The organism is uncultured Clostridium sp., assembly GCF_947072515.1.
Lineage (GTDB): Bacteria > Bacillota > Clostridia > Clostridiales > Clostridiaceae > Clostridium.
Window position 1 is genome coordinate 55,837 of the sequence record NZ_CAMTIG010000005.1, and the last position, 22,351, is coordinate 78,187.

Below are 22,351 nucleotides of genomic sequence, written 5' to 3' on the forward strand. Positions count from 1 at the left end.
CCTTAAAAATCATACCTTTGCTCTTCTTATACTTTTTTCATCCGCATCTAGTATTATTGTTTTTGCGCCAACTTTCTGTACACATGACCAATCAATTTCTAAAATTTCTCTTGAACCTCCAAAAAGATTAAACTTTGAAGATGTTGCATCTATTAAAAGATATTTTATCTTTCCCTCTTCATCAATAACTAAATCATTATTTTGAAGATAATCATATTTCTCGCCATCATTTATATTTATAAGCTCATACCTTTCTAATTCACTAAGATATTTTATATTTTTTTCTCCATGTATATACATAAGATATACCTCCCTCTAATTAATAAATATTATATATATATTTATTAATTATTTCGGAAGTATATTACAACTTATTATATATCATCTTCTATTTTTTTTCTATAAATAGACTTTAAAAATTCTTCTTAAATATAATTGAATTTAAGTCTTCAATATTTACTTTTTGACCAACATAAACAGTATTTACTGCTCCACTTCTAAAACACTCTTTAATAACAAAATTTACGTCTTCCATAGTGATCTCATCTATTTTTTCAAGAACTTCTTCTTCTGTTCTTATTTTCCCTCTAAATAATAATGATTTACCATTTGCAAACATTTTTGAACTTGTGCTTTCTTGCCCTAAAATAAATGTTCCTTTTATTTTTTCTTTATTTATCTTCAATGCTTCTTCTGTTATTCCATTTTGAACAAAATTCTCTACCGCTTCATTTATAACTTCTAATGCTTTAGTTGCAGAATTTTTATTCAATCCTAAATATACATTCATTCCACCACATTCTTTATATGAGTCCATATAAGAGTAAATAGAATAACATAAGCCTAGTTCTTCACGAACCTTTTGGAATAGTATTGATGAAGCTCCTCCACCTAATATATTATTTACTAATACTAATGCATATGATTTAGGATGATTATATTTTAATCCTCTATATGATATGTTTATATGAAGTTGTTCTATTTCTTTTTCTATAAAACCTGTTCCACTAGAAACTTCTACTTCTTCATAAACATGATTATATTCTTTTTTATTTTTCCATGTTGAAAAATATTTTCTCACTAAACTTTCTATTTCTTCATAATCAACTTTTCCACAAATTGATATAACAGAATTTTTAGGTGCATATTTTTCTTCAATATATTCTATAATATCTTCTCTAGTAAAACTTCTTACTTTTTCTTCTGTTCCTAAAATTGGATATGATAATTCTGAATCTTTATATGATATAGTTGCATGTAAATCTTCTAAAACTTCTTCTGGTGAATCAGTACTCATGTTTATTTCTTCAACTACTACACCTTTTTCTTTCTCAATTTCATCTTTATCAAATTTAGAATTTAGAATTATATCTGATAATACATCTAAGCCTTTTTCTATATGGCTTCCTAATACTTTGACAAAATAACAAGTAGACTCTTTTCCTGTAAAAGCATTTATTTGCCCACCAATATTTTCAATTTCACTAGTTATTTTATTAAATGTTCTAGTTTCTGTTCCTTTAAAAAACATATGTTCAATAAAATGTGATATTCCATTTAATCTAGGTTCTTCATTTCTTGACCCATTTTTTATCATTACTCCTACACTTACAGAATTCACGCCATCTATTTTTTCCATTACTATTTTTAGACCATTTTCTAACTCTATAATTTTATGCATAATTCTCTCCTTTTCTTTTTCTTTATGTATAAAAAAAAGGCAAATAAATTGCCCTTTTCAAACTTGCTATTTAGTTTCTTCAACATCTGGTAGTGCATCTTTTCTTGAAAGGTTCACTCTTCCTTGCCCATCAATTTCAGTTACTTTAACTAAAATCTCATCTCCTACAGAAACAACATCTTCAACTTTATTTACTCTTTCTTTTGCAAGCTTAGATATGTGTACTAACCCTTCTTTTCCAGGTAGTATTTCAACAAATGCTCCAAAAGTAGTTATCTTAGTAACTTTTCCTAAGTAAACTTCTCCAACTTCTGCCTCTTTAGTTATTCCTTCAATTATCTTAATAGCTTCATTAACTCCATCATGATTAACTGATGATACAAATACTGTTCCATCTTCTTCTATGTCGATTTTAACACCAGTATCTTCAATTATCTTATTAATTACTTTTCCTCCAGCTCCGATAACATCTCTTATCTTATCTGGATTTATTTTAATTATTGATGTCTTTGGTGCATAAGTTGAAACATCTTCTCTAGGTGCTTCTATACACTCATTTATTTTATCTAGAATTACCATTCTAGCTTTTCTTGCATTAATTATTGCTGTTTTAACTACATAATTACTTAATCCTTGTAGTTTTGTATCAACTTGAATTGAAGTTATTCCTTTTTCTGTACCTGCAACTTTAAAGTCCATGTCTCCAAAGAAATCTTCTATTCCTTGAATATCAGTTAATACTTCTTCTTCAGTTAAATCTTCTGAAGTTATAAGTCCCATAGCGATACCAGCAGCTGGTCTCTTTAATGGTACACCTGCATCTAATAATGCTAATGTAGATCCACAAACTGAAGCTTGTGAAGTTGATCCATTTGAACTTAATACTTCTGATACTAATCTAATTGAATATGGGAATTCATCCATTGAAGGGATTAAAGGTTCTAAAGCTCTTTCTGCTAAAGCTCCATGTCCTATTTCTCTTCTTCCTGGTCCTCTAAGTGGTCTTACTTCTCCTACGCTGTATGCTGGGAAGTTATAGTGATGCATATATCTTTTTGATTGTGCTTCAGCTATACCATCTAAAGTTTGAACTTCACTAACTGATCCTAATGTAGCAACAGTCATAACCTGAGTTAATCCTCTTGTAAATAATCCTGTTCCATGTGTTCTTGGTAATATACCAACTTCACAAGCAAGAGGTCTTATTTGATCAAAAGTTCTTCCATCTGGTCTTCTCTTATCATCTAAAAGCATATGTCTTACGACTTTTTTCTGCATAGTATAAAGAATTTCTTTTATGTCTCCTTCTTTACCTTCATGCTTTTCTGCAAATTCAGCATAAACTTTCTCATTTACAGCTGATATTGCTTCATTTCTCTTATCTTTATCTATTATATACATAGCTTCTTTAACCATATCGCTTGCAAAAGCTTTAACATCTTTTTCAACTTCTGGATCTACTGTATATAATTTTGGAGTTATTTTAGTTTTACCAAATTGAGCTTGAGCTTCTTTTTGGAATTTTATTATATCTTGACATGCATCAAATCCAAATTCAATAGCTTTAATCATCGTATCTTCATCGATTTCATTTCCGCCTGCTTCTATCATCATTACTTTTTCTTCTGTTGCGCAAACAGTAAGATCTAAATCAGTAACTTTTCTTTCTTCTGATGTTGGATTTAATACAAACTTTCCATCTATAAGTCCTACTTGAACTCCTGCAACTGGAATTGTATAAGAAATACTTGATAATAATAATGACAGTGATGCAGCATTTATTGCTAAAATCTCTGGTAAATTATCATTTTCTACTGAAACTACTGTACAAACTACTTGAACATCATTTCTACATCCCTTTGGGAATAATGGTCTTATAGTTCTATCTACAGCTCTTCCATGAAGAATTGCTTGATCAGTAGGTCTCCCTTCTCTTTTTACAAATCCTCCTGGAATTTTACCAACAGAATATAATCTTTCTTCATATTCAACACTTAGTGGAAAAAAGTCTATTCCTTGTCTTGGTTCTTCTGAGGCATTAACGTTTGTTAGTATAACAGTATCTCCATAGCTTATAAAAGTTGCAGCATTTGATAGCATACCAAAACCACCAAATTGAACCTTCATCTCTCTTCCAGCTATAACTGTTTTTAATTCATTCCTCATAAAGGACCTCCCTTCGCCTTTAATTACAAATTTTGCCAATTTCTTTAAAATAATAGAGCGGTTTTACCCGCTCTAAGATAATTATCTTCTTAAACCTAATTTTTTAACAACAGCTCTATATCTTTCGATATCTTGCTTAGCAACATAGTTTAAAAGACCTCTTCTTTGTCCAACCATCATTAAAAGACCTCTTCTTGAGTGGTGATCTTTTTTGTGAACTTTTAAGTGTCCTGTTAATTCATTAATTCTTTCAGTTAATAATGCTATTTGAACCTCAGCTGATCCTGTGTCCTTTTCATTTTTACCGAATTCGTTGATTATTTCTAATTTTCTTGCCTTATCCATGTGTTCTACACCTCCGTATATTATCCCCTTAGCTCCAAGTAAAAAGATGGCACCTTTTAACATAGAACTAGGTTTACCGTCTAATTATAACAAAAATAATTTTGTTTGTAAATATAATTTATTTTTTCGAATAAAATCCTCTTTTTTCCGCTATTTCTTTATCTAGTTTTAATCTTTCCATTAATTCCTCTAAAGAATTAAACTTCTTTTCTCCTCTAATTCTATCCAAAAATAATATTTTTAAACTTTCGCCATATATATCCTTGTTAAAATCTAATATATTTGTCTCTATAGTTAGTTCTGTTCCATTTACAGTTGGATTATTTCCTATGTTTGTAATCCCTTTGAAAATTTCTCCATTATAAATTACATTAGTATAATAGACACCTTTTTTCGGAATTACAAATTTAGAATCTGTTTCTAAGTTCGCAGTTGGAAACCCAATAGTTCTACCAAGTCTCTTTCCACCAACCACTATTCCTTCTAAGTCATAAGGTCTCTTTAACATACAATTAGCTAATTGTATCTCTCCATCTATAAGTAAATTTCTAATGCGAGTACTACTTACAATCTCATCATCATACATAAAAGGTTCTATAACTTTAACTTTAAAACTATATTTTTCTCCAAGTTCTTTTAAAAGTTCTATATCGCCTTTATTTTTAAAACCAAATCTGTAATTAAATCCAACAACTAATCCTAATACTTTATATTCATTTAATAACTTTTTTATAAAATCCTCTGGTGAGAGCTTCATTAAATCCTCATCAAATGTTTCTAATACTACTTTATTAATTCCTAGTTCTTTTAAAACTTCTTTTTTTTCTCTATTTCCCATAAGATACTTAAAAGTACTCTTTTTTTGTATTACTTCTCTTGGATGATTTGAAAAAGTAAATACCATACTTTTAGAATTATCTTTTTTTGCTAAATCTTTAACACATTCTATTAATTCTAAGTGCCCTCTATGCAGTCCATCAAAACTCCCTAGCGCAATATAATATCCATCTCTTTTTTCCATTTGACTACCTAAAGTTTAAGATAGAAGTTTTTCTATCTTAAATCCTTCCTCATCTTTTTTTCCAAGACCGATAAAGTTATCTTCTTCATCATAAACTCTATATAAAATATTCTTTTCAATATTTTCTGTATAAAGCCTTTTATCATAAACTTTTGCTCCATTTATAATAAGCTTTTTAAATTTATTTCGTATGACCATTTTATCATACTCTTTTAAAGCTTCTTCCATTGGAATGATATATCCTTCTATATTTTCTTCTGTTAATTCTTCTATATTTATACTTTCCTCTTCAGTAAAACTTGAAGTAGAATTTCTTCTAAGTCCTGTCATTACTGCTCCCACATTTAGCTCTTCACCAATGTCATAGCAAAGACTTCTTATGTAAGTTCCTTTAGAACATTTAACTTTCATTTTTATAAAAGGCTTATTTATTGTTATATCTTCTATATAATAAATATTTATAAGTCTTCCTTCTCTTTCAACTTCAATTCCCTTTCTTGCAAGTTCATAAAGTCTAACACCATCTTTTTTAAGTGCTGAGTACATAGGAGGAACTTGATTATATTCACCTTTAAACTTTAATATAGCTTTTAATATCTCTTCCTCGGTTAAAAAACTACTGTCTTTCTCTTCTATAACTTTTCCTTCTAAATCATAAGTATCTGTTTTCATACCTAATTTAAATTCTACAGTATAGACTTTAGGAGCTCTCATTATATAATCGATTATTTTTGTAGCTTTTCCTATACATACAGGAAGAACCCCACATGCCTCTGGATCTAGAGTACCTGTGTGGCCCACTTTACCTGTCTTTGAAAGTTTTTTTATTTTTCTCACTACATCAAAAGAAGTCATCCCTGTGTTTTTAAAAACATTTATTACGCCTTCCATGTTTCTAGCTCACTTTCAATTTTATTTAAAAGGTTTTCTTTAGCATCTTCTAAAAATACACCTTTTTGCATTACTCCAGCTGCCTTTATATGACCACCGCCACCAAAGTTTTCAGCTATTTTTCTTACATCAAATTCATTTTTCGAACGTAAACTTGCTTTTGTTCCTTCTGAAGTTTCCTTTAAAAGAATTGCAACTTCAACATCTTTTATACTTAATAAATTTCCAATTATATCTGATGTATCTTCTTGCTCACAATCATAGGATTTTAAAACATCCTCTGAAAGCCCAACTGCTACTACTTTACCATCTAAAAACAATCTTGCATGTTCAAAAGCATATCCCATAAGATTTAACTTTTTCATTTTTCTATTATCAAATAAATTTTTATAAATATCTGTATTATTTACTCCAATTGCAATAAGCTTACTTGCAATCTTATGTGTTCTTTCTGTTACATTCGAATGTCTAAATGACCCTGTATCAGTTACAATAGTCGTATATAAACATGTCCCTATATCTTTAAGAACTTCATCTTTTTTATTGAAGAGAATTGATAATTTTTCTATTAACTCAAATATTATTTCACCAGTAGATGCTGCCTTCGTATCTACATAGTTTAAATCTCCATAGTTATCATTTGAAATATGATGATCTACATTTATTAAAAAGCCTTTATAAAAAGAAAGGTCTGCAGAAATTCTTTCAAAATTTCCGCAATCCACTACAACTACTAAATCAGTATCTTTTTTAGGAGAGGTAGTGTTTCCATCTACCTCTTCTCCTAATGATAAAAATTTTAAATTGTCTGCAATAATATCTTTAGATACTATATATGCATCTTTCTTTAAATATCTTAATGCATTTAAAAGTGCTAATGCGCTTCCCATTGCATCTCCATCTGGAGATTGATGATAACTAATTCCTATTTTTTTAGAACTTAGTATCTTTTTTGCAATATCTTTTAATGACATTATTTTTTTGACCTTTCGATAAGTGCATCTATTTTCATTCCATAATCTATAGATTCATCTAGTTCAAAAATTATCTGTGGTACCGCTCTTAATTTAACTCTTCTTCCCACTTCTCTTCTTATGAAGCTACTAGCTCCTTTTAAAGCTTTTAAATTCTCTTCTTTTTCTTCTTGGCTGTTAGCAAATATACTTACATATACTTTCGCAAAACTTAAATCTCTAGTAACATCTACATCAGTTACAGAAATCATAGCTGTAAGTCTTGGGTCCTTAACTTCATTTTGAATTAGGTTGCTAACTTCTTTTTTTACTTCTTCGTTTATTCTTCCACCTCTATAGTTAGCCATTTTTTTCACCTCTTTATTAATTAAAGTTCTTTTCTTTCAACTGCTTCTATAGTATAAGACTCTATAAGGTCTCCTTCTTTCATGTCGTTAAACTTTTCTAAGCTTAAACCACATTCATATCCTGATTTAACTTCTTTTACGTCATCTTTAAATCTCTTTAATGATGATAAAGTTGTTTCGAATATTACTATTCCATCTCTTATAACTCTTACATCTGAATTTCTTACTATTTTACCATCTGTTACATAACATCCAGCAATAGTTCCAACACTTGATATTTTATAAGTTTCTCTTACTTCTGCTGTTCCTAATACAACTTCTTTATATTCAGGTTCAAGCATTCCAATCATAGCTGATTTAACATCTTCTATTGCATCATATATGATTCTATAAGTTTTAACTTCTACTCCATCTCTATCTGATGCAGCTAATGCATTACCATCTGGTCTTACATTAAATCCAATTACGATTGCGTTTGAAGCTGATGCAAGAGTAATATCAGTTTCTGTTATTGCTCCAACCCCACCATGGATAACTCTAACTTTAACATCGTCTGTTGAAAGTTTTTCAAGTGATTGTTTTATAGCTTCTACTGAACCTTGAACGTCAGCTTTTACTATTATACCAAGCTCTTTAACTGTTCCTTCTTTAATTTGGTTATATAAACCTTCAAGAGAAACTCTGTGGCTTGAAGTAAAGCTTTCATTTTTAATCTTTGCTTTTCTCTTATCAGCCATATTTCTTGCAGTTTTTTCATCTTCAACTTCATTGAATCTGTCTCCTGCTGCTGGTACTTCTGAAAGACCTAAAACTTCTACTGGAATTGATGGTCCAGCTGTTTTTATTTTCTTTCCTGTATCATCAAACATAGCTCTTACTCTTCCGTAAGTAGTTCCAACTAAAATAGAATCTCCTACATTTAATGTTCCTGTTTGAACAAGTAAACTTGCAACTGGTCCTCTACCCTTATCAAGCTTAGCTTCTATAACTGTACCATTTGCATTTCTGTTAGGGTTAGCTTTAAGTTCTAATACTTCAGCAGTTAATAATACCATTTCTAGTACATTTTCTATACCAATTCCTTGTTTAGCTGATACTGGAACACAAATTGTATCTCCACCCCAGTCTTCTGCAACTAAACCATATTCAGTTAACTCTTGTTTAACTTTATCTATGTTAGCACCATCTTTATCTATTTTATTTATTGCAACTATCATAGGTACTTCAGCTGCTTTACAGTGACTTATAGCTTCTTTAGTTTGAGGCATTATACCATCATCTGCTGCTACAACTAAAATAACGATATCTGTTATTTGAGCTCCTCTAGCTCTCATTGATGTAAATGCTTCATGTCCTGGTGTATCTAAGAATGTTATTTCTTCACCATTTAAAGTAACAGTATATGCACCGATATGTTGAGTTATTCCACCTGCTTCTGTTTCAGTAACTTTTTCTTTTCTTATTGCATCAAGAAGAGAAGTTTTACCGTGGTCAACGTGACCCATTACAGTTACAATTGGTGGTCTCTTTTCTAAAGTTTCTTCTGCATCTTCTATGATTAAGTCATCTAACTCATCATTTCGCTCTATTTTTTCTGCAATTATTTCAAATTTTTCACAAACTTTTTTAGCTGTTTCAAAATCTACTTCTTGGTTCATTCCAGCCATAACTCCACAGAACATAAGCTCTTTTATAAGTTCTGCTGATGGTTTATTAATTTTTTCTGCTAAATCTTTAACCATTATAGTTTCGCTTATTTCAACAACTTCTAAAGCATTTGCTGCTGCTAATGCTGCTGCTTCTGCTTCCATTTGCTTTCTAGTTTTCTTCTTTTTCTTATTTCCTTTGTTAACCTCTTCTGCTAACATGTCTTCGTACTCATCTACGATAGTTTTCTTTATAATGTCTTCTCCGCCTTCTTCAATAAGTTCCTTTATTAATTCTGCATCTTCTTCCTCAATAATACTCATATGATTTTTGGCTACAACATTAAATTCTTTTTTTAATAGTTCTATTAAGTCAACTGAACTTACGCCAAGTTCCTTTGCTAATTCATACACTTTAATTTTTGACATACAGTCACCCCCGTATTAATTTTCTACATATTTGCTTCCTCCTTGTAAAGACTTAATAATTTATCTGCCATATTTTTATCTTTTATGGCTAATATTTTTATTTCTTCTTTACCAATAGAAGCACCTAATTTTTCTTTACTAAAATCTTCAATATATGGTATATTTTTTTCTTCACAGTGTTTTAAAAATTTCTTTTTTGATGACTCTGAAGCATCCTTAGAAATTATAAAAAGCTTTAGTCTTACTCTGTTTCTATTTTCATCACATTTACTATAGCCTTCTATTAAATTACCTGATCTTTTTACAAGGCCTAAAAAATTAAAAAATTTATTCATCATTCATTTCTTCCCTTAGTTTATTATAAATTTCTTCACTAATTGCAACTTCTAAATTTCTGCTTAATCTTTTTGTTTTATATGCCTTGTTTAAGCATTCTTCAGACCTACATACGTAAGCTCCTCTTCCTGCTTTCTTTCCTGTCAAATCTATAGAAACTTCACCTTCTTTAGATCTTACAACTCTTATAAGTTCTTTTTTAGGTTTCATTTCTGAACAGCCAGTGCACATTCTTAAAGGTACTTTCTTAACTTTCATAAAAGCCACACCTCACCTTAACTACTCTTCAATTTCTATAGTTTCTATTATTTCTTCTACAGCCTCTGCTTTTTCTAATTGTTCTTTTTCGCTTTGGCTTTTACTTTTGATATCTATTTTCCAGTTAGTTAATTTAGCAGCTAATCTTACATTTTGACCTTCTTTTCCTATTGCTAGTGAAAGTTGGTTGTCATCTACTACAACTTTAGCTGATTTATTTTCTTCATCAACTTCAACGCTTATAACTTTAGCTGGACTTAATGAATTTGCAATAAATTCTGCTGGATCTTTGCTCCATTTTATGATATCAATCTTTTCATTCTTAAGCTCATTAACTACAGCTTGAACTCTGATTCCCTTAGGTCCTACACATGCTCCCATTGGATCTACTTCTTCATCATGTGAGAATACTGCAATTTTACTTCTTGAACCTGCTTCTCTTGATATACTCTTAATTTCTACAGTTCCATCTTGTATTTCTGGAACTTCCATTTCGAATAATCTTTTCACTAATCCTGGATGTGTTCTTGATACATGAATTTGAGGTCCTTTAGTTGTAGATTTAACTTCTACAATATAAAGTTTTAACTTTTCATTGAAAGTATATTCCTCACCTTTCATTTGCTCATTTGGTCCTATAATACCTTCGATTTTTCCTAGGTTTACAAAAACTAAACCTTTATCTTTTCTTATTATAGTTCCTGTTATTATGTCAAATTCAAGTTCTTTATATTCTTGGAATATAATACTTCTTTCTGATTCTCTTATTTTTTGAGTTACCATTTGTTTTGCATGTTGTGCTGCTACTCTTCCAAAGTTTTTTGGTGTAACTTCTAAATCTACTATATCATCAACCTCAAATTTTGGATTTAATTCTTTTGCTTCTTCTAAACTTATTTCAGTTACATCATCAAATATTTCATCAACAACAACTTTTTGTGCAAAAACTTTAACCTCACCATTTTCTTTATTTATTCTAACCTTAACGTTTTGTGCATTTGTATATTGATTTGCATAATTTTTCTTATAAGCTGCAACCATTGCATCCTCAATAGTTGAAAATAGTAATTCCTTACTTATTCCTTTTTCCTCTATGATATCCTCTAGAGCATCTATAAACTCCATATTCATCTTTCTTTCCTCCTCTTATAGTTCCCCTTGGATGTTGGCACTTTTAATTTTTTCTGTTGGAATGTCTAAAGTAACATCCCCTTCTATTATAATAATATCATTATTTACTTCTTTTAAAATTCCTGTAATATGCTTCTTTCCTTCTATAGTACCAGTAAATTTAACAAATACCTTTGCTCCTATAGCTTTTAAAAAATGTTCTTCCTTGTAAAGCCCTTTATCTATTCCTGGTGATGAAACCTCTAAATAGTATGATTTATCAATTGGGTCTTCACTGTCTAGCATATCACTTACTTTTCTTGATACTGCTTCACAATCAGTTAACTTTATACCTTCTTCACTATCGATATAAACTCTCAAATAATTTTCTCCATCTTCATGAACAAATTCAACATGATATAATTCATATCCTAACTCATCTGTTATTGGAAGAATTAGTTCTTCAATCTTTTCCATTAAAGCATCCTTTTTCATATGTTAACCTCCTTTTTAAATATTCAATTTTTATATTATTCCCAAAAAGTCCTTTTAATATTTTAATTAAAAACGCAACTATTTTATAAGTTGCGTCTAAATAGAAAGAGCGGGATTTTTTTCCCACTCCTTTCCGTAACTCTCTGCAATAATCTTTTCTCTATTAGAATATCATAAACTCCTATTTAATTCAAGTTTTATTTATTTTCGAGGAATTTGGCCATATTTTTATTCTATCCTTTTCTTTTTAGAAAAGTGATAATTGATTTGTCTCTGGAACTCCTTCTAAGCAACCATGATTACTTAAAGTTTCAATATTAGTTTTAGTAATCTTTGCTCTAAGTCTTAAATCTTCTTTTGAAATAAACTCTCCATCTTTTCTTGCTTCAACTATAGCATCTGCTGCATTGGCCCCAACTCCTTGAAGCGCACTAATAGGTGGTCTTAATACCCCATCTTCTTCAATTAAGAATTTATTTGCTGCTGATTTATAAAGATCTACTTTTGTAAAACTCATTCCTCTTTTAAACATTTCATAGCAAAGTTCTAATGATGTTGTCATTCCTTTATCCTTTACAGTAACATTATTTCCTAATGCATATAATTCTTCTAATTTTGCTTTTACTGCACTTTCTCCCCTACAGATAAGTTCTGCATCAAATTCATCTGCTCTTACTGTAAAGAATGTTGAATAATAAGCTTCCGGATAATAAACTTTATAATAGGCTATTCTAACTGCCATCATAACATAGGCAACTGCATGGCCCTTTGGAAACATATACTTTATTCTTTTACAAGATTCAATATACCAATCTGGCACATTATTCTCTTTCATTAAAACTTCATCCTCTTCACTTAACCCCTTACCTTTTCTTACTTTTTCCATTATAGTAAATGATGTTTTTGGTGGAAGTCCTCTATACATTAAATAAACCATAATATCATCTCTTGTAGAAATACAATCTTTTAGTGTAGTATATCCTTCTTTTATAAAATATTGTGCGTTATTAAGCCATACATCCGTTCCATGTGAAAGTCCTGATATTCTCACTAAGTCAGCAAATGCTTTAGGTTGTGTATCTATAAGCATTTGCCTAACAAACTTAGTTCCAAACTCAGGTAATCCATAACTTCCAACTTCTCCAAATATTTCACTACCTATTTTTTCTTTTTCTATTTCTAAAGCTTTTGCTGATGTAAAAAGACTTATTACCTTTTCATCATTTAAAGGAATTGTTTTTGGATCAAGTCCTGTTATATCTTGAAGCATTCTAAGTACCGTAGGATCATCATGTCCTAGTATATCAAGTTTTAATAATCTACCACTAATTGAATGATAATCAAAGTGAGTAGTTATAAAATCTGCCGAATTATCATCTGCTGGATATTGTATTGGTGTAAAATTATATATTTCATTATCACTAGGCACAACCATAATTCCACCTGGATGTTGTCCTGTAGTTCTTTTTATTCCTGTACACCCTATAGTCAATCTTTCTATTTCAGCACTAGAAGCTCTTATACCTTTTTCATCTAAATATTTTCTAACATATCCATAAGCTGTTTTTTCTGCAACCGTTCCTATAGTTCCCGCTTTAAATACAAACCCCTTACCAAATAGAACCTCTGTATATCTATGAATATCTGCTTGGTTATCCCCTGAGAAGTTAAGGTCAATATCTGGTTCTTTATCTCCCTCAAATCCTAAGAAGGTTTCAAAAGGAATATCATGCCCATCTTTTATATATTTAGTTCCACATTTAGGACAATTTTCATCTGGTAAATCTGCTCCTGAACTTATAGAACCATCTAAGAAGAAATGGGAATACTTGCAGTTAGGACATACATAATGTGGTGGTAATCCATTAACCTCAGTTATATCTGACATTGTTGCAACAAATGAAGATCCAACTGATCCCCTCGATCCAACTAAATAACCATCTTTTAAAGATTTAGCAACTAATTTTTGTGCTATAAGATAAAGAACAGCATATCCATTGTTTATAATAGAGTTTAATTCTTTATCTAATCTTTTTTGTATAACTTCTGGTAGCTTATCACCATAAATTTTATGAACCTTTGTTAATACCATATCTCTTATTTCATCTTCTGCTCCCTCTATTTTAGGTGGATATGTCTCATCAGGAATAGGTTTTATATCCTCTATACTTTCAGCTACTTTATTTGGATTTACTATAACTACTTCTCTAGCTTCTTCCATTCCTAAATAACTAAATTCCTTAAGCATTTCTTCTGTTGTTTTATAATAAAGTGGAGGCTGAGCATCTGCATCTTTAAATCCTTTTCCTGCCATGATTATTTTTCTAAAATCATCATCATGAGGTTCTAAAAAATGTACATCTCCCGTAGCAACAACCATTTTACCCATTTTCTTTCCTAAATTATAAATCCTTCTATTTAACTCTCTAAGTTCATCATCATCCTTAACATTCCCCTTTTCTACAAGGAATCTATTATTTCCTATAGGCTGAATTTCTAGGTAGTCATAAAACTCTGCTATCTTTTCAACTTCTTCATCACTCTTTCCTGATAATATAGCTTTAAAAACCTCACCAGCTTCACAAGCTGAACCTATAATAAGCCCATCTCTCATTTTTTGTAGCTTACTTTTTTTAGTTCTTGCACTTCTAAAAAAGTTACTAACATGAGCTTCTGATACAAGTTTATATAAATTTTTAATTCCTGCTTGTGTTTTAGCTAAAATAATTATATGTGATGTAGGTTGTTTTTTTATATCAATATTACTTAAAAATTCTTCATTTAATTTTTTTAAAGAGTCTATCTCTAATTCTTCTTTCATTTTTTTAAAACATACTAATAAAATATCACAAGTTGCCTTTGCATCATCTACAGCTCTATGGTGATTATCTAAAGAAATACCTAAATGTTTTGCAACAATGTTAAGTTTTACTTTTTTTAATTCTGGATATAAAAATCTTGCAAGCGGAACTGTATCTAAAACTGTATATTCATAATATAAATTTAGTTTTTCACAATTATGTTTGATAAAAGATGTATCAAATCCAGCATTATGCGCAACTAATACTGATCCCTTACAAAATTCTAAAAATTCCGGTAGAATTTCTTCAATAGTTTTAGCGCCCTTAACCATCTCATCTGTTATACTAGTAAGCTCTGTAATTTTATATGGAATTAATCTTTCTGGATCTACAAACTCACTAAATCTATCAATTATTTTTCCTTCTTTTATTTTAACTGCACCTATTTCAATTATTTTATCATTTTTAGGTGAAAATCCCGTAGTTTCTAAATCGAATATAACATATTCGTCATCTAAATTTTGTCCCTTTTCATCTAATGCAACTGGAACACCATCATCAACTAAATATCCTTCAACTCCATAAATAGCTTTTATTCCATTTTTCTTTGCTGCACTTTGTGCATCTGGGAAAGCTTGAACTCCTCCATGATCTGTGATTGCTATAGCTTTATGCCCCCACTTTGCAGCTCTTTCTACAAGCTTTGAAGCTGGTGTCATTCCATCCATAGTACTCATATTAGTATGAAGATGTAGTTCAACTCTTTTTTCTGTAGATCCATCCATTCTTTCTATTTTTTTCATTCTAACTATATCACGACCCATTATTACTACTTCTCTAGCATAAGTATCATAAATAGCTTCTCCTCTTACTTTGCAATAAAGCCCTTTTTTAACATTTTCTAAAACTTCTTCTTTCTCTTTTTCTTTTAAGAAACACTTTACAGTTATAGAACTAGTGTAATCTGTTACGAAGAATGTTAATATAGTCTTTCCAGTTCTTGTTTCTATTGTTTCTGTTTTAAATACTTCTCCTATTATTGCTACATATCCTGAGGTTTCATCTATTTCATCTATAGTTATAGGCTCATCTTTTATTCCTCTTCCTAAAATAGTATTTTCATCTTTAGGCTCACGTCTAAAGTTCTCTCTCTTATATCCTTCTTGTGGTTTAGCTTTTGGTTTATCTTCTTTCTTACCATCTCTTTGCTCTCCATTCGAATGACTAAGTCCTCTATTTTTAACAGCATCTTGCATTATTTTTAAATACTCTTCTTCTTTTTTCTTTTCATAAGTATTATCTTCTAATGTAGCATCATATATTATTTCAACTAATGGATTTCTTCCAAAGATATCATTTATTTTTCTAGTTATTTCTTTTCCTATATTTTTTCTTTTTGAATGTTCAACAATCATTTCACATCCATATTTTATTACTATCTTATCATTTGATATTTCTCTATCTTCTGAATATAGCATAGCTGTAGCTAATGGAACCTTTTTCCCTATTTCCATAACAATATCTAGCCAATGTTCTTTTACAATAGTTTCTAAAGGAAGTCCCTCTACATCCTTATATACTTGTAGTTCTATTTTAAATGCTTTTCCTATTCTGCTTTCTATAAGTTTCGTTATGTATGATTCTTCTTCTTCTGTTAATGATACTTTTGTTTTTAATATTACTTTTAAAACATTACTCTTCTTAAAAAATTGAAATCTCTTCAATGAAATTTCCTTATCTTCTAGTGCTTCCACTTTATTTATTTCTTTATTTATAATTTTTATAAACTCTTCTCCCACAAGTATCCCTCCTTTTTATATTTAATGGCGGAAAAAAACTAGCTTTATAGCTAGTTTTTCTCTCTCTATATATTTAAACTAATACTTTAAATATTTTTAAAGAGAATCAATTTCCTTTAATAATTCTTCCACTAAATCCTCTTCTTTTACTTTTTTTATTATTTCACCTTTTTTGAATATGATTCCTACACCTTTTCCACCAGCTATTCCAATATCTGCTTCTCTTGCTTCACCAGGACCATTTACTACGCATCCCATTACAGCCACTTTTATCTTTTTATCTGAATTTTTAAGTCGTCTTTCAACTTCCTCTGCAATTTGAATAAGTTTAATCTCTGTTCTTCCACAAGTAGGACATGAAATTAATTGTAATCCACTTTCATAAAGTTCTAAAGATCTTAAAAGTTCTTTTGCCACTTCTATTTCATCTAATGGATCTGATGTTAACGATACTCTTATTGTATCTCCAATCCCTTCTGCTAAAAGAGTTCCTATTCCGACACTTGATTTTATAGTTCCTTTAAATTTAGTACCTGATTCTGTAACTCCTAAGTGAAGTGGATAATCTACCTTTGTGCTCATTAATCTATAAGCTTCTATCATCATTTTTACATTCGATGATTTTATAGAGATTATTATATCATAAAAATCTAAATCTTCTAATATTTTAACATGTCTTAAGGCACTTTCCACTAGTCCATTTGCTGTAGGTTTTCCATCTCTTTCTAAAATATCTTTTTCTAGAGACCCTGAGTTTACTCCAATTCTTATAGGTACATTATATTCTTTTGCTTTATTTACTACTTCACGTATTCTCTCTATACTTCCTATATTTCCTGGATTTATTCTAAGTTTTGAAATCCCATTTTCTATAACTTTTAATGCTAATCTATAATCAAAATGAATATCTGCAACTATTGGTACAGGTGATTTTTTCACTATATCCTTTATAGCTTCAGCAGCTTCCATATCTGGAACTGCACATCTTACCATTTGACATCCTTCTTTTACTAGTGCATTTATTTGTTTTAATGTTTCTTCTACATTTCTAGTATCTGTATTTGTCATAGATTGAATTACTATTGGATTATCTCCTCCAATTTTTAATTTATCTATTTTTACAACCTTTGTTTTTCTTCTTTCCATAATTTACTCCTTATAAATTTATTGGAAATAATATATCTTTTAAAGTTACTACAAGCATGAGTCCCATAAGTAAGATAAAGCCTATAGTATTAATTACATTTTCTACTTTAGTTGGCACTTTTATTCTTGTAATCACTTCAAAAATATACATCAAGCATCTTCCACCATCTAAAGCTGGAATAGGTAAAAAGTTAATTACTGCTAAATTTATACTTAAAAATGCAGTTAGATTTAAAAGTGGCCATATTCCCATTTTAGCTGCTTCACCAGTCATTTTAATTATAGTAACTGGTCCTCCTACATCTTTTGTAAATGATCCCTTACCTGTTGCAAGATTTTTTATTCCAATATATGTTTGTTTTATTACGCTTAAGCTTTCATTTACCCCATGTTTTAAAGATTGAACTATACCTACATTTTTAACACTTTTAAATGTTACTCCTATTAAATATGATCCTTCTATTTCTTTTGGTTTTACCTTTATGTCTAAGTTTTCACCATTTCTATCTATTAGAAGATTTACATCATTTCCATTTGACATTAAAATTTCTGATGTTATATCTGTTGTTGCAATAACTTTAGATCCATTAATTTTTTCTATAGTATCCCCTTGTCTAATTCCTGCTTCATAAGCTGGACTATTCTTTTCTACGCTATTTATAGTTTGTGTATTATACCCAAAGTGACTTCCCATTGCCCCAAATATAACTATAGCTAAAATTATATTCATTACTACACCGGCAATCATCACTGCAATCTTTTGAAGAGGGCTTTTACTATTTAATGTACCTTCTTCATCTTTCCTCTCATTTCCTTCATTATTATCTTCGTCATATTCACCAGCCATTTGAACATATCCCCCAATCGGAAGTATTCCTAATGAATATTTTGTATCATTTTTATTTATCGAAAATAATTTAGGTCCCATCCCTATAGAAAACTCAATAACCTTAACACCATTTAATTTTGCTACTATAAAATGGCCTAGCTCATGTACTATAATTAAGGAACTAAATGCTAATATAGCAAATATTACATACAATATAGTCTCCTCCTAAAAATTATTTCTTACATACTCTTTTACATCTTTATCTAAATTAATAATATTCTCAACTGTTAATTCTTCATCTATTCTATCTTTAAAATTCTCAATGGCTCTCTCTATTATATCACCAATTTCTAAGAATTTTATTTTTTCATCTAAATATAATGCAACAGCTTCTTCATTTGCTCCATTTAATATAGTTGGCATTAATCCTCCTCTTTTTCCTGCTTTAAAGGCTAATTTTAAGCATTTAAATGTATTCATATCAGGCTTTTCAAAAGTCAAATTAACCATATTATAAAAGTCTAATCCAGTAGCTATTTCTACTTTTCTTTCCGGATAATTTAATGCATATTGTATAGGTAGTCTCATATCAGGTGATCCTAATTGAGCTATTATACTATTATCTTTATATTCTATCATTGAATGCACTATACTTTGTGGATGTACAACAACTTGAATATCCTCATAATCTACATCAAATAAAAAATGTGCTTCTATAACTTCAAGACCTTTATTCATAAGACTTGCTGAATCTATAGTTATTTTTTTCCCCATACTCCAATTTGGATGATTTAAAGCATCTTTTAAATTCACCGTTTCTAAAAACTTCTTATCCTTACCTCTAAATGGGCCTCCTGATGCAGTTAATAGAATTTTTTTAATTTCTTCTTTTTTGTTTCCTTGAAGAGCTTGAAAAATAGCACTATGTTCTGAATCAACTGGTAAAATATTAACTCCATTTTCCTTAGCTTCTCGCATTACAATTTCTCCTGCTACAACTAATGTTTCTTTATTAGCAAGAGCTATATCCTTTTTCTTTCTTATAGCTTCTAATGTTGGTCTTAATCCAATCATTCCCACTACCGATGTTACTACTGTATCTATTTCATCTAATGTTGCTATCTTTATAAGTCCATCTATTCCTGTAGATACATCTATATTTAATTTTTTCTTTTCTACATATTCTTTTATCTTTCCCGAACTTTCATTATCCATCATACAAACATATTTAGGATTAAATTCATCTATTATCTCTATCATTTTTAAAACAGATGTATTTGCTGTTATTCCTATAATCTGTATATCTTCACTTTTTCTAACTACATCGATAGTTTGAACTCCTATGGATCCTGTAGCCCCTAGTATTGATATTCTCTTCATCTATATTCCTCCATAATTTTAGTTTTCCATAATTATATCTATTAGTGTCATGCAAAATATTGGTCCTATAAAAATCCCCATAAAACCAAATATCTTAACTCCTATATAAAGTGACAATAGTGATAGCAATGGATGTATATTAAATCTATCACTAACTAATTTTGCCTCTAAAAATTCTCGAATTATCTGCACAAGAATATAAAGACAAATTAACCCAAAAGAAATTAAATAATTTTTTACAATAATATTGTATATTATTATTGGTATAAATACAATTATAGTTCCTACATATGGAAGTATATCTAAGATACCACAAATAAGTCCTAAAAATATGGCATTATCAATTCTTAAAACATTAAAGCCTATTATTATTATTAAAGTAGAAATAAAAAGTAACAAAAATTGTATTTTAAGCATATTTTTCAAATTATTCAAAATTCTAATTATTCGCTTATTTATTTTTATCGGCATTAAATTATCTAAAGTTTTTTTTATCTTTTCTTTATCACTAAAAATAAAAAATGTACAAATATTCCCTATAAAATAAGCTAAAAATCCTTCTCCTGTCGATGTTGCGCCTATTTTTATATAATTGAAATTTAAAATATTTTTCATTTTTTCAATTATATTTATATCTCCTAGTATTAATTCTATATTTTCTTCCATCTCTAAAAATATCTTCTTCAAATCTACTAAATTATCCGATATAATTTCTTTAAATGTCATATATACAGTACTCCCTAAATACAAAATACTTATAATAATTACAACATTAAGCACAAGTATCGTAATAGCTGCACATACACCTCTATAATGAATTTTTTTCTTTAAAAACTCATTTATAGGATTACCTAAAAAATAAATCACTAAAATCCATATAAAGGGAGTAAAATAATTTCTAATTACTTCTACAAATACTATTATTCCCACAATCCAACATAAAATTTCTAATATTTTATCTTTATTTAATTTACTCAAAATAAACCCCTCCATATAAGATTTATATGCTTACATAAAGAAATTTATATAAATTTTTCGTCAAAACATTTTTACACTATTTTTTCCCATCAAAAAAAGCCTTAGAAGAATTTCTTCAAAGACTTTAAATTTTATCTTACTATAAATGTTAAATAGTAGAATATTATTAAACCTGAAAATAATATACTATCAAATCTATCTAGTATTCCACCATGCCCTGGAATTAAATTACTGTAATCCTTAATTCCAACATATCTTTTTACGGAAGATGCTACTAAATCACCAAATTGGCTAAATATCCCACATAATGCACCTATTATAAAGAAATTATATATTGGCATTATATATATATTAAATCCATAAAATAAAACAACTCCATATAAGCCACAAACAATAAATGCTCCTATAGCTCCACCAATTGAACCTTCAATTGTTTTTTTAGGACTTACTTTTGGTGAAAGTTTATGTTTTCCAAAAAGTCTTCCTGAAAAATATGCTGCAGTATCTGTTACCCACGAGCCTATAAATACTATCCAAACTAAAAATGCTCCTCCATTTTTAGTACTTATTAAATATATGAAAGAAAACAAAATCCCCACATATAAAAATCCTAAAATTGTTACACCTACATCAATGAATGTATATTTTAAATTTACAACTGGTAAAATTAAAAGTATGAATGTAATAAATATTAAAGCATACATTGTCATAGTCAAATCATTTTCTGTTAAATAATATATTATAACTAAAAGATACCCTGCTAAAGCAAAAGGATTTAAGTTTTTTTGCCTTAATGCATTATAAAATTCATGTAACCCTAATAAAGATAATACAATAGTAAATCCTTCTAAATATCTTCCTTGCAAACATAAAAATAATATTATAATAGGTGCTAAAATAGCTGCTCCTAAATACCTATTATTTGATTTCACTAAAAAATCACCTCTCTTATTTTTTTATTCCCCCAAATCTTCTATCACGCTGTTGAAAATCATATATAGCTTGATGAAGATCTTTCTCCTTAAAATCTGGCCAACATATATCTGAATACCAAAATTCTGAATATGCACATTGCCAAAGTAAAAAGTTGCTTAATCTTTGTTCTCCAGAAGGTCTTATTATAATATCTGGATCTGGAATATCTTTTGTATATAAATAATTTTCAAACATTTCTTCATTAATATCTGAAATATCTATATTCCCTTCTTTTATTTCAAGAGCTAATTTTTTTATTCCTCTAATTATTTCATTTCTACCACCATAATTTAAAGCAATATTCATAGTTATTCCACTGTTATCTTTAGTTTTTTCTTTAGCTTTTTTAATTTCTTCTCTACATTCTTTAGGTAACATACTCATATCACCTAATACATTTATTTTAACCCCTTTTTTATGTAGTTCATTTATTTCTTGTCTTAAATACTGAACTAAAAGCTTCATTAATGCTCCAACCTCATCTTTAGGGCGTTTCCAATTTTCTGTTGAAAAAGCATAAAGCGTCATATATTTTATACCAATTCTATCTGCTTCTTTTAAAACTCTTCTTATAGTTTCTACACCTGCTTTATGTCCCATGGTTCTAGGCAATTTTCTTTTTTTAGCCCAGCGGCCATTCCCATCCATTATAATAGCAATATGCTTTGGTATATTATCCATATCTAAGCTTATATCTTCTTCAGTTCCACTTATTTTTTCACCTTTAAAAAATCTAATCATACC

20 protein-coding genes are annotated in these 22,351 nt (G+C 29.3%); all 20 read right to left on the reverse strand.

Annotation, left to right across the window (positions count from 1 at the left end):
* Positions 1-9: 9 nt before the first annotated feature.
* The 20 genes from Q0W06_RS03255 to Q0W06_RS03350 all read right to left on the reverse strand — a co-directional run bounded on the left by Q0W06_RS03255 (position 10) and on the right by Q0W06_RS03350 (position 22,348).
* Entirely contained in the window at positions 10-300 is a 291-nt protein-coding gene (locus tag Q0W06_RS03255; RefSeq protein WP_297631344.1) for a YlmC/YmxH family sporulation protein, read from the reverse strand.
* Positions 301-412: 112 nt separating this feature from the next.
* A complete protein-coding gene (locus Q0W06_RS03260) occupies positions 413-1,681 on the reverse strand; it encodes a pitrilysin family protein (RefSeq protein WP_297631347.1) in 1,269 nt (422 codons plus the stop codon).
* 66 nt (positions 1,682-1,747) lie between these two features.
* Positions 1,748-3,847 (reverse strand): polyribonucleotide nucleotidyltransferase, encoded by a 2,100-nt coding sequence (locus Q0W06_RS03265; protein WP_297631349.1) that lies wholly within the window; start codon positions 3,845-3,847, stop codon positions 1,748-1,750.
* An 81-nt stretch (positions 3,848-3,928) separates the two neighbouring features.
* Positions 3,929-4,192, reverse strand: coding sequence for a 30S ribosomal protein S15 (gene rpsO, locus Q0W06_RS03270; protein ID WP_297631351.1), 264 nt, complete (start codon positions 4,190-4,192; stop codon positions 3,929-3,931).
* A gap of 118 nt (positions 4,193-4,310) precedes the next feature.
* On the reverse strand, positions 4,311-5,213 hold the full coding sequence (locus Q0W06_RS03275) for a bifunctional riboflavin kinase/FAD synthetase (protein WP_297631353.1): 903 nt from the start codon (positions 5,211-5,213) through the stop codon (positions 4,311-4,313).
* Positions 5,214-5,228: 15 nt separating this feature from the next.
* Positions 5,229-6,104 carry a tRNA pseudouridine(55) synthase TruB gene (gene truB, locus Q0W06_RS03280; protein ID WP_297631356.1) on the reverse strand — a complete coding sequence of 292 codons (876 nt, stop codon included), beginning with the start codon at positions 6,102-6,104 and terminating at the stop codon, positions 5,229-5,231.
* On the reverse strand, positions 6,092-7,078 hold the full coding sequence (locus Q0W06_RS03285) for a bifunctional oligoribonuclease/PAP phosphatase NrnA (protein ID WP_297631358.1): 987 nt from the start codon (positions 7,076-7,078) through the stop codon (positions 6,092-6,094). The genes truB and Q0W06_RS03285 overlap by 13 nt, the downstream gene beginning before the upstream one ends.
* The gene (rbfA, locus tag Q0W06_RS03290) at positions 7,078-7,425 is read right to left on the reverse strand and encodes a 30S ribosome-binding factor RbfA (RefSeq protein ID WP_297631360.1); all 348 of its coding nucleotides are present in this window, start codon (positions 7,423-7,425) and stop codon (positions 7,078-7,080) included. The genes Q0W06_RS03285 and rbfA overlap by 1 nt, the downstream gene beginning before the upstream one ends.
* Positions 7,426-7,445: 20 nt before the next feature.
* Positions 7,446-9,500: a translation initiation factor IF-2 gene (gene infB / locus Q0W06_RS03295; RefSeq protein ID WP_297631362.1), complete on the reverse strand. Its 2,055-nt coding sequence runs from the start codon at positions 9,498-9,500 to the stop codon at positions 7,446-7,448.
* Between the two features lie 23 nt (positions 9,501-9,523).
* A complete protein-coding gene (locus tag Q0W06_RS03300) occupies positions 9,524-9,835 on the reverse strand; it encodes a ribosomal L7Ae/L30e/S12e/Gadd45 family protein (protein ID WP_297631486.1) in 312 nt (103 codons plus the stop codon).
* Positions 9,828-10,094, reverse strand: coding sequence for a YlxR family protein (locus tag Q0W06_RS03305; RefSeq protein ID WP_297631365.1), 267 nt, complete (start codon positions 10,092-10,094; stop codon positions 9,828-9,830). Before Q0W06_RS03305 ends, Q0W06_RS03300 begins: the two co-directional genes overlap by 8 nt.
* A gap of 21 nt (positions 10,095-10,115) precedes the next feature.
* The gene (nusA, locus tag Q0W06_RS03310) at positions 10,116-11,225 is read right to left on the reverse strand and encodes a transcription termination factor NusA (protein WP_297631367.1); all 1,110 of its coding nucleotides are present in this window, start codon (positions 11,223-11,225) and stop codon (positions 10,116-10,118) included.
* 15 nt (positions 11,226-11,240) lie between these two features.
* A complete protein-coding gene (gene rimP, locus Q0W06_RS03315; RefSeq protein ID WP_297631370.1) occupies positions 11,241-11,699 on the reverse strand; it encodes a ribosome maturation factor RimP in 459 nt (152 codons plus the stop codon).
* A 247-nt stretch (positions 11,700-11,946) separates the two neighbouring features.
* The gene (locus tag Q0W06_RS03320; protein ID WP_297631373.1) at positions 11,947-16,299 is read right to left on the reverse strand and encodes a PolC-type DNA polymerase III; all 4,353 of its coding nucleotides are present in this window, start codon (positions 16,297-16,299) and stop codon (positions 11,947-11,949) included.
* Positions 16,300-16,395: 96 nt separating this feature from the next.
* Positions 16,396-17,445 carry a flavodoxin-dependent (E)-4-hydroxy-3-methylbut-2-enyl-diphosphate synthase gene (ispG, locus tag Q0W06_RS03325; RefSeq protein WP_297631376.1) on the reverse strand — a complete coding sequence of 350 codons (1,050 nt, stop codon included), beginning with the start codon at positions 17,443-17,445 and terminating at the stop codon, positions 16,396-16,398.
* Positions 17,446-17,455: 10 nt separating this feature from the next.
* Positions 17,456-18,487 (reverse strand): RIP metalloprotease RseP, encoded by a 1,032-nt coding sequence (gene rseP / locus Q0W06_RS03330; protein ID WP_297631379.1) that lies wholly within the window; start codon positions 18,485-18,487, stop codon positions 17,456-17,458.
* A gap of 12 nt (positions 18,488-18,499) precedes the next feature.
* Positions 18,500-19,654, reverse strand: coding sequence for a 1-deoxy-D-xylulose-5-phosphate reductoisomerase (locus Q0W06_RS03335; protein WP_297631381.1), 1,155 nt, complete (start codon positions 19,652-19,654; stop codon positions 18,500-18,502).
* Positions 19,655-19,672: 18 nt separating this feature from the next.
* Positions 19,673-20,632, reverse strand: coding sequence for an AI-2E family transporter (locus Q0W06_RS03340; RefSeq protein ID WP_297631384.1), 960 nt, complete (start codon positions 20,630-20,632; stop codon positions 19,673-19,675).
* A gap of 131 nt (positions 20,633-20,763) precedes the next feature.
* Positions 20,764-21,564: a phosphatidate cytidylyltransferase gene (locus Q0W06_RS03345; RefSeq protein WP_297631386.1), complete on the reverse strand. Its 801-nt coding sequence runs from the start codon at positions 21,562-21,564 to the stop codon at positions 20,764-20,766.
* A 16-nt stretch (positions 21,565-21,580) separates the two neighbouring features.
* Positions 21,581-22,348, reverse strand: a complete 768-nt coding sequence (locus tag Q0W06_RS03350) for an isoprenyl transferase (protein ID WP_297631389.1) — start codon at positions 22,346-22,348, stop codon at positions 21,581-21,583.
* Positions 22,349-22,351: the final 3 nt, after the last annotated feature.